Source organism: Trinickia sp. (genome assembly GCF_036503415.1).
Classification (GTDB): Bacteria; Pseudomonadota; Gammaproteobacteria; order Burkholderiales; family Burkholderiaceae; genus Trinickia.
In genome coordinates this window covers 1-13,684 of sequence record NZ_DASXWY010000135.1, presented here as the reverse complement: position 1 = coordinate 13,684, position 13,684 = coordinate 1, and the positions used below count along the sequence as shown (strand labels likewise).

The 13,684-nt window shown below is 66.0% G+C and carries 14 protein-coding genes; 13 read left to right on the top strand and 1 reads right to left on the bottom strand.

What is annotated here, in order from left to right:
* The first annotated feature begins 4 nt into the window (after nt 1-4).
* Together aroE and mtgA are read left to right on the top strand one after the other, a co-directional pair.
* Nucleotides 5-892, top strand: a complete 888-nt coding sequence (gene aroE / locus VGL01_RS17110) for a shikimate dehydrogenase (protein WP_331571374.1) — start codon at nt 5-7, stop codon at nt 890-892.
* Entirely contained in the window at nt 889-1,605 is a 717-nt protein-coding gene (gene mtgA / locus VGL01_RS17105; RefSeq protein WP_331571372.1) for a monofunctional biosynthetic peptidoglycan transglycosylase, read from the top strand. The genes aroE and mtgA overlap by 4 nt, the downstream gene beginning before the upstream one ends.
* A gap of 68 nt (nt 1,606-1,673) precedes the next feature.
* On the opposite strand, the gene VGL01_RS17100 is transcribed toward mtgA, so the two are convergent.
* Entirely contained in the window at nt 1,674-2,192 is a 519-nt protein-coding gene (locus tag VGL01_RS17100) for a cupin domain-containing protein (RefSeq protein WP_331571369.1), read from the bottom strand.
* Nucleotides 2,193-2,414: 222 nt separating this feature from the next.
* Between VGL01_RS17100 and VGL01_RS17095 the strand changes: the two genes are divergently transcribed.
* The 11 genes from VGL01_RS17095 to pyrF all read left to right on the top strand — a co-directional run bounded on the left by VGL01_RS17095 (nt 2,415) and on the right by pyrF (nt 13,673).
* Nucleotides 2,415-3,359, top strand: a complete 945-nt coding sequence (locus tag VGL01_RS17095) for an IclR family transcriptional regulator (RefSeq protein WP_331571367.1) — start codon at nt 2,415-2,417, stop codon at nt 3,357-3,359.
* Nucleotides 3,356-4,381, top strand: coding sequence for a 2-dehydro-3-deoxygalactonokinase (locus tag VGL01_RS17090; protein ID WP_331571365.1), 1,026 nt, complete (start codon nt 3,356-3,358; stop codon nt 4,379-4,381). Before VGL01_RS17095 ends, VGL01_RS17090 begins: the two co-directional genes overlap by 4 nt.
* Before the next feature lie 31 nt (nt 4,382-4,412).
* Nucleotides 4,413-5,111 (top strand): 2-dehydro-3-deoxy-6-phosphogalactonate aldolase, encoded by a 699-nt coding sequence (locus VGL01_RS17085; protein ID WP_331571363.1) that lies wholly within the window; start codon nt 4,413-4,415, stop codon nt 5,109-5,111.
* A complete protein-coding gene (locus tag VGL01_RS17080; protein WP_331571361.1) occupies nt 5,108-5,887 on the top strand; it encodes an SDR family oxidoreductase in 780 nt (259 codons plus the stop codon). Before VGL01_RS17085 ends, VGL01_RS17080 begins: the two co-directional genes overlap by 4 nt.
* 182 nt (nt 5,888-6,069) lie before the next feature.
* Nucleotides 6,070-7,071, top strand: a complete 1,002-nt coding sequence (locus tag VGL01_RS17075; protein WP_331571359.1) for an arabinose ABC transporter substrate-binding protein — start codon at nt 6,070-6,072, stop codon at nt 7,069-7,071.
* A gap of 81 nt (nt 7,072-7,152) precedes the next feature.
* Entirely contained in the window at nt 7,153-8,685 is a 1,533-nt protein-coding gene (araG, locus tag VGL01_RS17070) for an L-arabinose ABC transporter ATP-binding protein AraG (RefSeq protein ID WP_331571357.1), read from the top strand.
* Between the two features lie 134 nt (nt 8,686-8,819).
* The gene (gene araH, locus VGL01_RS17065) at nt 8,820-9,836 is read left to right on the top strand and encodes an L-arabinose ABC transporter permease AraH (RefSeq protein ID WP_331571355.1); all 1,017 of its coding nucleotides are present in this window, start codon (nt 8,820-8,822) and stop codon (nt 9,834-9,836) included.
* Nucleotides 9,837-9,872: 36 nt separating this feature from the next.
* Complete coding sequence (locus tag VGL01_RS17060) at nt 9,873-10,661, top strand: SDR family oxidoreductase (RefSeq protein WP_331571353.1); 789 nt, start codon at nt 9,873-9,875, stop codon at nt 10,659-10,661.
* Nucleotides 10,658-11,578, top strand: a complete 921-nt coding sequence (locus VGL01_RS17055) for an SMP-30/gluconolactonase/LRE family protein (RefSeq protein ID WP_331571351.1) — start codon at nt 10,658-10,660, stop codon at nt 11,576-11,578. Before VGL01_RS17060 ends, VGL01_RS17055 begins: the two co-directional genes overlap by 4 nt.
* 120 nt (nt 11,579-11,698) lie before the next feature.
* On the top strand, nt 11,699-12,733 hold the full coding sequence (locus VGL01_RS17050) for an aldose 1-epimerase (RefSeq protein ID WP_331571349.1): 1,035 nt from the start codon (nt 11,699-11,701) through the stop codon (nt 12,731-12,733).
* A 115-nt stretch (nt 12,734-12,848) separates the two neighbouring features.
* A complete protein-coding gene (gene pyrF, locus VGL01_RS17045) occupies nt 12,849-13,673 on the top strand; it encodes an orotidine-5'-phosphate decarboxylase (RefSeq protein ID WP_331571347.1) in 825 nt (274 codons plus the stop codon).
* The last annotated feature ends 11 nt before the right edge of the window (nt 13,674-13,684 follow it).

The window sequence follows — 13,684 nt, the reverse complement described above, 5'->3', positions numbered from 1 at the left end:
CACGATGGAACCGATCGAACTTCCAGCGATCGCTCCGGCTACGGAGGGTCGCGAACTCTATGCCGTCGTGGGCAATCCCGTTGCGCACAGCAAGTCGCCGTTCATTCACGCGCGTTTTGCCGGGCAGACGGGAGAGCCCGTCGAATATCGCCATCTGCTAGCGCCGATTGGGGGATTTGCCGACACGGTACGTGCATTCATCGCCGCACGGGGACGGGGCCTCAATGTCACCGTGCCGTTCAAGCTCGAAGCGCATGGGCTGGCCGACCGGCTATCCGCGCGCGCCGAGGCGGCAGGCGCGGTCAATACGCTGCGCGTCGACAGCGACGGCCTGTACGGGGACAACACCGACGGCGTGGGTCTCGTGCGCGATATCGAGTCGAATCTCGGAGTCCGTCTTGCGGGTGCGCGCATTCTGCTGCTCGGCGCGGGCGGCGCGGCGCGCGGCGTCATTCTGCCGATACTGGCGCGCTCGCCGGCTGAATTGACGATCGTCAATCGCACGGCCGAGAAGGCCGACGCGCTCGTCGACCGATTCCGTACTGCCGCGAACGATGCGGGTTGCGCGCTCGGCGGCGGCGGCCCGCAGGCGGCCGCCCCGCGCGCGTACGATATCGTCGTCAATGCTACGGCGGGCAGCCTCGACGCGGCGCTGCCCGAATGCGACGAGCGCGTTTTCGGCGCCGGCACACTCGCCTACGACATGATGTACGGCATGCAACCGACTGTCTTCATGCACCATGCCGAATCGCTCGGCGCGCGCGCGGCGGACGGTCTCGGCATGCTGGTCGAGCAGGCGGCCGAGTCCTTCTTCGTCTGGCGCGCGGTGCGGCCGGCGAGCGCACCCGTGCTCGCCGAGTTGCGCGCAACGCTCGCCGCCGCGCGCGCATGAAGCGGGGTGGCGGCTCGCCGGGCCCGGCCCGCTGGGCCGTGTATGCGGTTTCGGTTGCCGTTGCCGCGTGGCTTGGAACGCAGGCCTATTACTTCGCGCAGATTGCCGTGTGGACGTTCGTCAATCCGAGATCGACTGCGTTCATGCGCGCCGATGCGTGGCGTCTTGCCGCGGACCGCCCCGACTTGTCGATCGCGCATGAATGGGTTCCCTACGACAAGATTTCGCGCAATCTGAAGCGAGCCATCATTGCGTCCGAAGACGCCAACTTCGTCAATAACAGCGGCTACGAGACGGATGCAATCCTGCAGGCTTGGGAGCGCAACAAGTCGCGCGGCAAGATCGTCGCGGGCGGCTCGACGATCACCCAGCAGCTCGCGCGCAACCTCTTTCTCTCGCGCGAAAAGAGCTACGTGCGTAAAGGGCAGGAATTCATCATTACCTGGATGCTCGAAACGCTGATGGACAAGCAGCGCATCTTCGAGATTTATCTGAACTCGGTGGAATGGGGCAATGGCGTCTACGGCGCGCAGGCCGCCGCACGCTACTACTACCGCGTTTCCGCGGATCGGCTCACCGCCTGGCAGGCGGCGCGGCTCGCCGTCATGCTTCCGCGGCCGAAATATTTCGACGAACATCGGTCGTCGGGCTATCTGGCGCAGCGCGCGGCGGTCATCGCTCGGCGCATGGGGGCCGCGGAAGTGCCGCGCTGAGGCGTTCCCGGGTCGACCGACGCCGCGCGCGCGTGCTCACTCGTTCCGCTGCTCCGCTGCGCCGCTGCTCAATTGCCTTCCCAGTAGCCGACGCCGGCTTCCTTGCGCGAGACGAAACGGAAGACGGTGGAGGGCGCGCCAGCGCGGCCCGGTAGTTCGGCGAGCAGGCCGAACTTCCCCGAGTCGGGATATTCCACCACTTCGGGCAGACTCATCGTGCTCACCGCCAGATACCGCAATTCCGACTCGCCCGTATTCACGATCTGATGGGCAGCATCTTCGCCGCCAGGCGGGCACGCGATGACATCGCCGGCGCGGATCGGATAGCGCGCCTCGCCGATCCGTATTTCTCCCGTACCTTCGAGCACGAAAAACATTTCCTCGTTGACCGAGTGGCTGTGACACGGAAACGCCCGCTTGCCGGGCGGCACAGCCGTCACGTTGTAGCCGAGCTTGCGCGCACCGATTGCGCGCCCGATCTGGCCGATCTGAACCTCCCCGTAACGGTCGTTCATCGATTCTGGCGGGGCGAAGGCGGCGGGCCGCGGTGAGAGTTCGACGTCGGCAAGATTGATGATCGGTTTCATTTCGTGGTCCTCGAAAGGGGCGGGCCGGGGAAGAGAGAAGCTGCTCAATATAGAACACGTACGCGCGGCCGGCGCTCATCTCCCCCTATCGAGCCTTCGCGGTACGCAATCGCCGGCATGACCGGATGCGCGAAGAATCCCAATATATGGACGTTGAACTCATATGTTGAACAGTCGAAGGCGCCCGCCTACAATCTCGACGAAATGACATGGGAGACAGCGATGAACCCCCCCGAACAAGCGGCGCATACGCCCGACGGGCCGGATACGCCGGATATACCGGAAACGCCGGGCGGCGCAGCCTTGGCCGCCGCGCTTTCCTCGCGCGCCGGTGCGGACGAAATCAGCCTTTCGGGTACCCCGCTCGACATCGCGAGCCAGCAGGCCGGCACGCAGACACTGCTGCGCGGTCTGGCGATTCTCGAAGCCGCGGCCGCGGGCGCGCACGACATGCGTGCATTCGCCGCGGTGCTCGGCACCTCGCGCAGCACCACGCATCGTCTGTTGAACAGCCTCGTGCAGGCGCGGTATCTGCGTCAGACACCCGCGGGCTATTTGTTGGGACCGAAGCTGATCGAGCTCGGTACCATCGCGCTCGAACAAATGCCGCTGACGGCGGTGGCGCGCCCCCACCTCGAGCGGCTCGCGCAAGCCACGCTCGATACGATCCACCTGGGTGTGCGCGATGGCGACGACGTTCTCTATATCGACAAGATTTCCGGCCAACGCGGGCTCGAAATGCGTTCGCGCGTCGGACACCGGATGCCGCTGGCGTCGACCGGGATCGGCAAGGCACTGATGCTCGATTTGAAGCCGGACGATTGGGAGCGGCTTTTCGACGTCTCGCGTCGGGCGCTCGCGGGCGTGACGTTCAAACCCGAGAATCGGCCCGACAAACCGCTCTTCCTGCACCGCATGGTGCGCTATGCAGCGGGCGGATTCACGTTCGATCTGGAAGAAAACGAGACGTCGATCCGCTGCGTGGCCGGACCGGTGCGCGATGCGTCGGGTGCGATCGTCGCGGCCGTCTCGGTTGCCAGCACGGTTCCGTACATGTCGCTCGAACGCATGGACGAGCTCGTGCCGCTCGTGCAGCGCGAGGCACGCGGAATCTCCGAAGAACTCGGCTGGCGCGCGCCCCAGGGAACACGGCGGATCAAACGATGATCGGATCGCATTCGACATTTGCCGAGCCGGCACTGATCGGGCTCGATTGGGGCACGACGTCGCTGCGCGCCTATCTTTTCGATGCGCACGGCAACGTACTGGCCACCCGCGCATCGACTGCGGGAATCATGAACTTGCCGCGGCCCGGCGGCTTCGACGTCGCGTTCGAAGCCGTCGCAGCAGAGTGGTTCGAGGCGTTCCCCGATCTGCCGGCGATCGCCGCGGGCATGGTCGGCAGCGCTCAAGGTTGGCGCGAGGCGCCCTACGTCGATACGCCCGCCACGGCGCGGGAGCTCGTTGCGGGCATCGTCGATGTCGCGACGGCACGCGGAGTCGTGCTTCACATCGTGCCGGGCGTGATCGAGCGCGGCGAGCTGCCGAACGTCATGCGCGGAGAAGAAACGCAGATCGTCGGGGCGCTCGCAAGCGATGCCGCGCTCGGTGCAAACGGCGCGGCGGCGCTCGTCGGATTGCCGGGCACGCACGCGAAGTGGGCCGTGGTGCGCGGCGAACGCATCGAAGCCTTTCATACCTTCATGACGGGCGAGCTCTTTGCCGCGTTGCGCGATCACACGATCCTCGGCCGCACCATGACGCAGCCGGCCAAGCCCGACACGGAAGCATTCCTGCGCGGCGTCACGGTGGCGAAGAACGCCGATCATGCGGGGCTGCTGGCGACGATCTTCAGCACGCGAACGCTGGGCCTCACCGCGCAGTTGAAAGCGGACCAGCAGCCCGACTATCTATCCGGGCTCCTGATCGGGCACGAACTGGCCGGCCTTCGGGCGGTGCTGGCCGCGCGAGGCGAGGGGCTCGAGAACGAGGCCCTGCGGCTGATCGGGGAGCCCGCACTGTGCGAGCGGTACCGGCTCGCGCTGGCGGAATTCGGCAGCGCGAATGCCGCGATCGTCGAGCATGCGGCCGAGCGCGGATTGTGGCGCATCGCCGTGCAAGCCGGGCTCGTCGGCGGCGCGGCAGCGCCGGCCGCGAACGCGGTCGGCACCACGGACCTGGGCCGCTGAGCGGCGCATCACGACATCGACGGAACACGACATGGTTACGACCGACCCTAACACCACCGATCTCGACCTGCCTGCGCCGTACCGGCCGCACCCACGCTTTGCCGCCGCGTTCGCCGCTTGCCCGCTGATCGCGATCTTGCGCGGCATCGAACCGGGAGAGGCTGGCGAGCACGGGCTTGCGCTCTACGACGCGGGGTTCCGGGTCATCGAAGTGCCGCTGAATTCGCCGGCGCCGTTCGAGAGCATTGCGGCGATACGCGCGGCGCTGCCGCACGATGCGATCGTCGGGGCCGGGACAGTATTGCGCCCCGAGCTCGTCGGTACGCTGGCCGGCGCAGGCGGCGAGCTCGTCGTCATGCCGCATGCGGATGCGGCGGTCATTCGTGCGGCGAAGGCCGCGGGACTGGCATGCACGCCCGGCGTGGCCACGCCGACCGAGGCATTTGCGGCGCTCGCCGCCGGTGCCGATGCACTGAAGATGTTCCCCGCCGAGCAGCTCGGCGCGCATGTGGTCAAAGCATGGCGGGCGGTCGTGCCCAAGCGCGTTCCGATCGTACCGGTGGGGGGCGTCTCGCCCGAGAACATGCAGCCGTTTCTCGCGGCGGGTGCGGACGGATTCGGGCTTGGCTCGGCGCTTTATCGCCCGGGTCAGGGTCCTGACGAAACCGCCGTGCGTGCGCGTGCATTCGCCGACGGACTGCGCGCGGCACGCGAAGGAGTCGCGCGATGAATCGGCTGGCCGGCAAAGTCGCGCTCGTGACCGGTGCCGGCCGGGGCATCGGCGCGGCCATCGCACGGGCATTCGCGGGCGAAGGCGCGGCGGTGCTGCTGGCCGAACTCGATACCGATGCCGGTGAAGCGAGCCGCGACGCGATCCAGCGCGAGCACGCCGGGGCGCGCATGAAGGCGCATCGAACCGATGTGACCGACGCGGCCTCCGTGCGCGACGCGGTCGCGGCGGCAGAAGACGCGTTCGGCCCCATCGACGTGCTCGTCAATAACGCTGGCATCAATGTGTTTTGCGATCCGCTGACGATGACCGACGACGATTGGCGCCGGTGCTTCGCGGTCGATCTCGACGGAGTCTGGAACGGTTGCCGGGCGGTGTTGCCGGGCATGGTCGAACGCGGACGCGGCAGCATCGTCAATATCGCTTCGACGCATGCGTTCAAGATCATTCCCGGTTGTTTCCCGTATCCGGTCGCCAAGCACGGCGTGATCGGGCTCACGCGTGCGCTCGGTATCGAATACGCGGCGCGACAGGTGCGGGTCAATGCGATCGCGCCGGGCTACATCGAGACGCAGTTGACACTCGATTGGTGGAATGCGCAGCCCGACCCCGAGTCCGCGCGTCGCGCGACGCTCGCGTTGCAGCCGATGAAGCGAATCGGCCAGCCGGAGGAGGTGGCGATGACGGCGGTGTTTCTCGCATCGGACGAGGCGCCTTTCATCAATGCGAGTTGCATCACGGTGGACGGGGGACGCTCGGCGCTCTACCACGATTGAGCGACGGGGCCGGCGGTGCCGAGGCAACTCGCACGCGGTATCCGCGCAGCAAGGAAAGCAGCAAGAAGGCAGCAAGAAGGCAGCACGACAACAAATCATCGACATCGGATGACGCACCGGCCGCGTGAGTTATCCGACCAAGACAACGCGGCCCACACCTTCAATAGACAGGAGACACGCACATGAAGCGCAGAATATTCCTTTCGCTCGCAGCGGTTGCGGCAGGCGCGATGTTCGCCGCAGCGCCGGCTGCCCAGGCGGCCGACCCGGTGAAAATCGGCTTTCTCGTGAAGCAGCCCGAAGAGCCGTGGTTCCAGGATGAATGGAAATTCGCCGAGAGCGCTGCGAAGGAAAAGGGCTTCACGCTCGTGAAGATCGGCGCGCCCTCCGGTGAAAAGGTCATGAGCGCGATCGACAACCTGGCGGCGCAAAAGGCGCAGGGCTTCATCATCTGCACGCCGGACGTCAAGCTCGGGCCCGGTATCGTCGCGAAGGCGAAGGCGCACAACCTCAAGATGATGACGGTGGACGACCGTCTCGTCGATGGCAGCGGCAAGCCGATCGAAGCCGTGCCGCACATGGGCATCTCCGCTTACAACATCGGCAAGCAAGTGGGTGACGGCATCGCGGCCGAAATCAAGAAGCGCGGCTGGGACATGAAGGACGTCGGCGCCATCGACGTGACCTACGAGCAGCTGCCGACGGCTCACGATCGCACGACGGGCGCGACCGACGCGCTCGTTGCCGCGGGCTTCCCGAAAGCCAACGTGATCGCCGCGCCGCAAGCGAAGACGGACACGGAAAACGCCTTCAACGCCGCGAACATCGCGCTCACGAAGAATCCCCAGTTCAAGCACTGGGTCGCCTACGGCCTGAACGACGAAGCCGTGCTCGGCGCCGTGCGCGCAGCCGAGGGGCGCGGCTTCAAGGCCGACAACATGATCGGCGTCGGCATCGGCGGTTCGGACTCGGCCTTGAATGAATTCAAGAAGCCGAACCCGACGGGCTTCTTCGGCACGGTCATCATCAGCCCGAAGCGTCATGGCGAAGAAACGTCCGATTTGATGTACACGTGGATCACGACGGGCAAGGAGCCGCCCAAGCTCACGCTGACGACGGGCATGCTCGCGACGCGCGATAACGTCGCGCAGGTGCGCGAGAAGATGGGCCTGGCCTCGAAGTAACCGTGGCGGCAGTCTCTGCGGACATGGGGCGGCGAAGCCCCATGTCGGCGGGGATCTTCAATCAGTACGAGGTGAAGCGACATGGCAGCAACGCTGCGTTTTGACAACATCGGCAAGGTCTTTCCGGGTGTGCGCGCGCTCGATGGCGTCTCGTTCGAGGTCGAGGCCGGGCAAGTGCATGGCCTCATGGGCGAAAACGGCGCGGGCAAGTCGACGCTGCTGAAAGTGCTCGGCGGCGAGTATCAGCCGGACTCGGGCCGCATCATGATCGATGGGCAGGAGGTGCACTTCTCGAGCGCGGCCGCTTCGATCGCCGCCGGCATTGCCATCATCCATCAGGAGCTCCAGTACGTGCCCGATCTGACGGTCACGGAAAACCTGCTGCTGGGCCGCCTGCCGAATGCGCTCGGGTTCGTCGACAAACGCGGCGCGCAGCGCTTCGTGCGCGAGCGGCTCGCCGCGATGGGCGTCGATCTCGATCCGAATGCGAAGCTCGGACGGCTGTCGATCGCGCAACGCCAGATGGTCGAAATCTGCAAGGCGCTCATGCGCAATGCGCGCGTCATCGCGCTCGACGAGCCGACGAGCTCGCTCTCGCACCGCGAGACCGAAGTGCTGTTCAAGCTCGTGCGCGATCTGAAGGCCGATGGCCGTGCGCTCATCTATATCTCGCATCGCATGGATGAGATCTATTCGCTTTGCGATGCCTGCACTATTTTTCGCGATGGCCGCAAGGTCGGCTCGCATCGCGATCTCCACGAAGTCAAGCGCGAGACGCTCGTCGCCGAAATGGTCGGGCGGGAAATCACGGACATCTACGATTACCGGCCGCGCGAGCTCAAGGACGTGCGTCTTGCCGTCGACGGCATCGAGGGGCACGGGCTCGCCGCACCGGCGAGCTTCGAGGTCCGCGCGGGGGAAATCCTCGGATTTTTCGGCCTCGTGGGCGCCGGGCGCAGCGAGCTCATGCGGCTCGTCTACGGTGCCGAGAAAAAACGCGGCGGGCGCATTGCCCTCGACGGTGCCGAGATCGACATCAGGAGCCCGGGACAGGCGATTCGCCACGGCATCGTGCTGTGTCCCGAGGATCGCAAGGAAGAGGGCATCCTTGCCATCGCGTCCGTGGCCGAAAACATCAACATCAGCTGCCGCCGACACGGTCTGCGCGCGGGCCTCTTTCTCAATCACGCGAAAGAGGCGGAAACGGCCGAGCGTTTCATCAAGCTGCTCAAGATCAAGACGCCGCACCGCCGGCAGCGGATCCGGCTGCTTTCGGGCGGCAATCAGCAAAAGGCGATTCTCTCGCGCTGGCTCGCCGAGCCCGGGCTGAAGGTCGTGATTCTCGACGAGCCGACGCGCGGCATCGACGTCGGCGCGAAGCACGAAATCTACAACGTGATCTACGAGCTGGCCGAGCGCGGTTGCGCGGTCGTGATGGTGTCGTCCGAGTTGCCCGAGGTGCTCGGCGTATCGGATCGCATCGTCGTCATGCGCGAGGGGCGCATCTCAGGCACGCTCGAGCGCGGCCAGGCCGACGAGTCGGCCCTCTTGAGCCTCGCGTTGCCGCAAGGCGGCGACTCGCAGGCAGCCGGCCCGGCGCAAGAGGCCGCGTAGCCGATCCGCGTCGCGCGGGCGGCGCATGGACGGCCGAAGCGGCATGTTTTGACAGGACAACACGGTAGCCCGTGGACGACGGACGAGCAAACGGACCGGGAAGCGGGCGAAGAAACGGGTGAAGGAGCGACGAAATGCAAGCTAGAGAAAACCTCGCGAGTTCGGCGGCCAAGCAGGCCGCCGAGGCGCTGATTCCGAAGACGAACGATCGGCAGAAATGGTGGCAGCAGGTCACCGAATACAGCCTCATCCTGATCTTCGCCCTGATGTTCATCACGACGTCGCTGACGGTCGATCACTTTTTCTCGATCGACAACATGCTGGGCCTCGCGTTGTCGATTTCGCAGATCGGCATGGTCGCCTGCACGATGATGTTCTGTCTTGCCTCGCGCGACTTCGATCTCTCGGTCGGTTCGACCGTCGCATTCGCGGGCGTGCTGTGCGCGATGGTGCTCAACGCAACCGACAACACGTTCGTTGCGATCGTCGCGGCCGTCGCGGCCGGTGCCGTCATCGGATTCGTGAACGGTGCCGTCATTGCCTATCTGCGCATCAACGCATTGATCACGACGCTGGCGACGATGGAGATCGTGCGGGGCCTCGGTTTCATCGTGTCGCACGGACAAGCAGTCGGCGTGTCGTCCGACACGTTCATCGCGCTGGGCGGCCTGACGTTGGGTGGCGTCTCGCTGCCGATCTGGGTGACGCTGATCTGCTTCATCGTCTTCGGCGTGATGCTCAACCATACGATCTACGGCCGCAATACGCTCGCCATCGGCGGCAATCCCGAAGCGTCGCGTCTGGCCGGTATCAACGTCGAGCGCACACGCGTCCTCATTTTCCTCGTCCAGGGCGCGGTGACGGCGTTGGCGGGCGTGATCCTTGCATCGCGAATCACATCGGGCCAGCCGAATGCGGCACAGGGCTTCGAACTCAACGTGATCTCGGCTTGCGTGCTGGGCGGCGTCTCGCTGCTCGGCGGCCGCGCGACGATCTCGGGCGTCGTGATCGGCGTGCTCATCATGGGCACGGTCGAGAACGTCATGAACCTGCTCAATATCGACGCGTTCTACCAATACCTCGTGCGCGGCGCCATTCTGCTCGCCGCCGTGCTGCTCGACCAACTGAAGAACCGCGGCTCGCGCGATTGACGCGCCGGCCGACGTAATCGACGGAGATTCCTCACGATGGCGTTACCCGATCATCCGCAACCCGGTCCCTACGCGCGGTATCCCAGCCTCGTCGATCGCACCGTCTTCATCACCGGCGGCGCAACCGGCATCGGCGCCTCGTTCGTCGCGCATTTCGCGGGACAGGGCGCTCGCGTGGCCTTTTGCGATATCGACGCGAGCGCGGGCGAGGCCCTGGCAGACGCACTGGGCGATTCGCGGACGAAGCCGCTGTTTCTTGCTTGCGATATCACCGACATCGAGGCGCTGCGCGGCGCGCTTGCCGATGCGCGCGGCGCGTTCGGACCGATTGCGGCGCTGATCAACAATGCGGCGAACGACAAACGTCACACGATCGCCGAAGTCACGCCGGAATCGTTCGACGCGGGCATCGCGGTCAATCTGCGGCACCAGTTCTTTGCGGCCCAGGCCGTCGCCGACGATATGAAAGCATCCGGCGGCGGCTCGATCGTCAATCTCGGCTCGATCAGCTGGATGCTGAAGCAGGGCGGCATGCCGGTCTATCTGACGTCGAAGGCGGCGATCACGGGGCTCACGCATGCGCTGGCTCGCGATCTCGGTCCGTTCGGGATTCGCGTCAATACGCTCGTGCCTGGCTGGGTCATGACCGACAAGCAGCGGAGCCTGTGGCTCGACGAGGCCGGCTTGCGCGCACTGAAGGCCGGCCAATGCCTCGATGGCGAATTGCTGCCCGAGGATCTCGCGCGCATGGCCCTTTTTCTCGCTGCGGACGACAGCCGGATGATCACGGCGCAGGAGTTCATCGTTGACGGAGGTTGGGCATGACGGGGCACGACACGAACGGCAATACGCCGCGCAGCTATCGCGCAGCGCTTGTCGTCGATACGGAATGTACGCTCGGTGAAGGTGTGCTCTGGTGCGCCCGCACGGGGCAACTGTATTGGACCGACATCGAAGGCCAGCGGCTCTTTCGGTACAACCCCGGCACCGGCGAGCGCGCCGAGTGGCGCATGCCGGAACGGCTGGCCACGTTCGCGTTCACCGCGCGCGCGCACGTGCTGCTCCTTGGCCTGGCCTCGCATCTGGCGTTTTTCGATCTCGCGACGAATGAATTCACGCGCATCGTGGAGGTCGAGCCGGGCATGAGTACGCGTCTGAACGACGGCAAGTGCGATCGGCAGGGGCGCTTTGTCTTCGGCACCATGCATGAAGCGGACAAGCAGCAGCCCGTCGGCGGTTTTTATCGTCTGGATCTGGACTTGTCCATTGAAAGGCTGCCCCTACCCGCGCCGGCCATCGCGAATAGCATCGCATTCAGCCCCGACGGCGCGACGATGTATTTCTGCGATTCGTTGACGCGCGAGATTCGTGCCTGCGCCTATGGCGCCGATGGCAGCGTCGGACCGTCGCATCGGTTCGCAGCCGTCACCGATCCCGACGGCGACCCGGACGGATCGACCGTCGACGCCGAGGGCGGTTTATGGAACGCGCATTGGGGCGCCGGGCGGGTCGTGCGCTACGACGCCGCCGGCCACGAAACCGAGCGCGTCGTGGTCCCGGCCCGGCAGCCGAGCTGTGTTGCGCTGGGTGGAGCGGACCTTGGCACGCTCTACGTCACGACGGCGCGAGTCGGGCTCGATTCCGATCAGCTTGCCGCCGAGCCCGACACAGGCGGCGTGTTCGCCGCGACAGTCGTGCGCCGCGGGCTGCCCGAGGTGGTGTTCGCGGGTTTGCCCGCCTGACGTTCTGGCCAACTGCCAGGAACCGAACGATAAATAAAGAGACAAAGGCGGCAGGTATCGCCGCCTTTCAAGTAAGACCCGTCCGATCCGGACCGCATCTCGCCTCTCGAGGAGCAGACTATGGCCGCAGCGAATTCCGATGCCCGACTGGCGCGGGGCGAGACACCGTCCGCGGCGCGCCGTGCCAAGCTCGCCGCGGTGAGTCAGCCGGTGCGGCCGGGGCCCAGCACCGCGGTGCTCGCGCGTGGGCTCGGCGCGGGCGGCGAAAGCGCCACCGTGTCGCTCTCGACTTCACAATTGCGTCTCGACGTGGCGCCGGCGCTGGGCGGTGCGATTACGCGTTTCGACTGGCGCGGCAGCGGCAACGGAACGGTCCCGGTGTTTCGCCGCACGCCGTCCGTCACAGCGGGCGCGGACCCCAACGCGCTGGCCTGCTATCCGCTCGTACCGTATTCGAATCGCATCGGGGGTGCCTCATTCAGGTTCGCGGGGCGCCAGGTCGACGTGCCGCGCAACCGTCCGGCCGAGCCGCTGCCGATCCATGGCGATGGCTGGCTGCAGGCTTGGGAGCTCGTCGCGCACGACGCCACGAGTGCGACGCTCGCGCTCGATCGCAGCCGCGGCAAGCCGTACGGCTACCGTGCGGCGCTGACCTATGCGCTCGACGGCGCCAGCCTTGTCGTCTCGCTGGCCGTCGAAAATGCCGGGCGCGAGCCGTTGCCATTCGGGCTCGGCCTCCATCCGTTTTTGCCGCGCAACGGCGAGACGCATCTTGCCGCGGCGGCGAGCGGCCTGTGGTTGGCCGGCGACGATTGGCTTCCTGTGCGGCATGTGCCGGTGCCGCCGGCCTGGCAATTCGGTGTCGCCTATCCGCTGCCCGGCGCGCTCGTGAACCACTCGTTCACAGGCTGGAGCGGACATGCCACGGTGGTCTGGCCGGAAAAGCGCCTGTCATTGACGATCGCGGCGGACGCCGACTACTACGTGCTTTACACGCCGCCGGGTGAAGCGTTCTTTTGCTTCGAGCCCGTCGATCATCCGATCAACGCCGTCAATCTGCCCGGCGGCCCCGATTCACACGGCATGACCGTGCTTGCGCCCGGAGAGAAGCTCTCGCGCGAGTTCCGGTTCACGGTCGAGCGCGTCGGCAGATAACGCCGCGAGCCGTGCCGCACCGCGATGGTGGTCGCGGGCGGGTCCGGCTTGCGCATGACGGCGGTTAGAATACGCACCTCACATTCGATAACCGGCCCTCGCGGGCGCTCGATCCATGTCTTCCAGCCCGTCTTTCGTCCGCACGCTCGACCGTGCGTGGCAACGCACCGATTCCCTGCTTTGCGTCGGGCTCGACCCCGAACCGTCGCGTTTTCCCGGCGCGCTGGCGAACCGCGGCGATGCCATCTTCGACTTCTGCCGCGCGATCGTTGATGCGACGGCGCCGTTTGCAAGCGCCTTCAAGCCGCAGATCGCCTACTTCGCGGCGCATCGTGCCGAGGATCAGCTCGAGGCACTGATTGCCCATATTCATGAGGCGCACCCGGGCCTGCCGGTCATTCTGGATGCCAAGCGAGGGGATATCGGCAGCACGGCCGAGCAGTACGCACGCGAAGCATTCGAGCGGTATCGCGCGGACGCGGTGACAGTCAACCCGTACATGGGTTTCGATTCGATCGAGCCTTACCTCGCGCACCCGGGCAAGGGCGTCATCGTGCTTTGCCGGACCTCGAACGCGGGCGGCTCGGATCTTCAGTTCCTCGATTGCGGTGGCCGGCCGCTCTATCAGACGGTGGCGACGCTTGCCGCGCAGAAGTGGAATGCGAGCGGCGAGCTCGCACTCGTCGTCGGCGCGACGTTTCCGAAGGAAATCGAAACGGTGCGCGCGATCGTGGGCGATATGCCGCTGCTGATTCCGGGCATCGGCGCGCAAGGTGGCGATGTCGAAGCGACCGTGCGCGCCGGGCGCACGCAGGCGGGCACGGGGATGATGATCAATTCCTCGCGCGCGATCCTTTATGCGGGCAAGGGCGACGATTTTGCGCAGGCGGCCGCGACGGCGGCACGCGAGACGCGGGATACGATCAACCGTTACCGATAGCCGTCAATGGG

Coding starts and splice junctions, on each gene's coding strand:
- VGL01_RS17085 (WP_331571363.1), top strand. CDS start 4,413: ATGGTTACGACCGACCCTAACACCACCGATCTCGACCTGCCTGCGCCG.
- VGL01_RS17060 (WP_331571353.1), top strand. CDS start 9,873: ATGGCGTTACCCGATCATCCGCAACCCGGTCCCTACGCGCGGTATCCC.
- VGL01_RS17050 (WP_331571349.1), top strand. CDS start 11,699: ATGGCCGCAGCGAATTCCGATGCCCGACTGGCGCGGGGCGAGACACCG.
- araH (WP_331571355.1), top strand. CDS start 8,820: ATGCAAGCTAGAGAAAACCTCGCGAGTTCGGCGGCCAAGCAGGCCGCC.
- VGL01_RS17100 (WP_331571369.1), bottom strand. CDS start 2,192: ATGAAACCGATCATCAATCTTGCCGACGTCGAACTCTCACCGCGGCCC.
- VGL01_RS17075 (WP_331571359.1), top strand. CDS start 6,070: ATGAAGCGCAGAATATTCCTTTCGCTCGCAGCGGTTGCGGCAGGCGCG.
- pyrF (WP_331571347.1), top strand. CDS start 12,849: ATGTCTTCCAGCCCGTCTTTCGTCCGCACGCTCGACCGTGCGTGGCAA.
- araG (WP_331571357.1), top strand. CDS start 7,153: ATGGCAGCAACGCTGCGTTTTGACAACATCGGCAAGGTCTTTCCGGGT.
- VGL01_RS17055 (WP_331571351.1), top strand. CDS start 10,658: ATGACGGGGCACGACACGAACGGCAATACGCCGCGCAGCTATCGCGCA.
- aroE (WP_331571374.1), top strand. CDS start 5: ATGGAACCGATCGAACTTCCAGCGATCGCTCCGGCTACGGAGGGTCGC.
- VGL01_RS17080 (WP_331571361.1), top strand. CDS start 5,108: ATGAATCGGCTGGCCGGCAAAGTCGCGCTCGTGACCGGTGCCGGCCGG.
- VGL01_RS17095 (WP_331571367.1), top strand. CDS start 2,415: ATGAACCCCCCCGAACAAGCGGCGCATACGCCCGACGGGCCGGATACG.
- VGL01_RS17090 (WP_331571365.1), top strand. CDS start 3,356: ATGATCGGATCGCATTCGACATTTGCCGAGCCGGCACTGATCGGGCTC.
- mtgA (WP_331571372.1), top strand. CDS start 889: ATGAAGCGGGGTGGCGGCTCGCCGGGCCCGGCCCGCTGGGCCGTGTAT.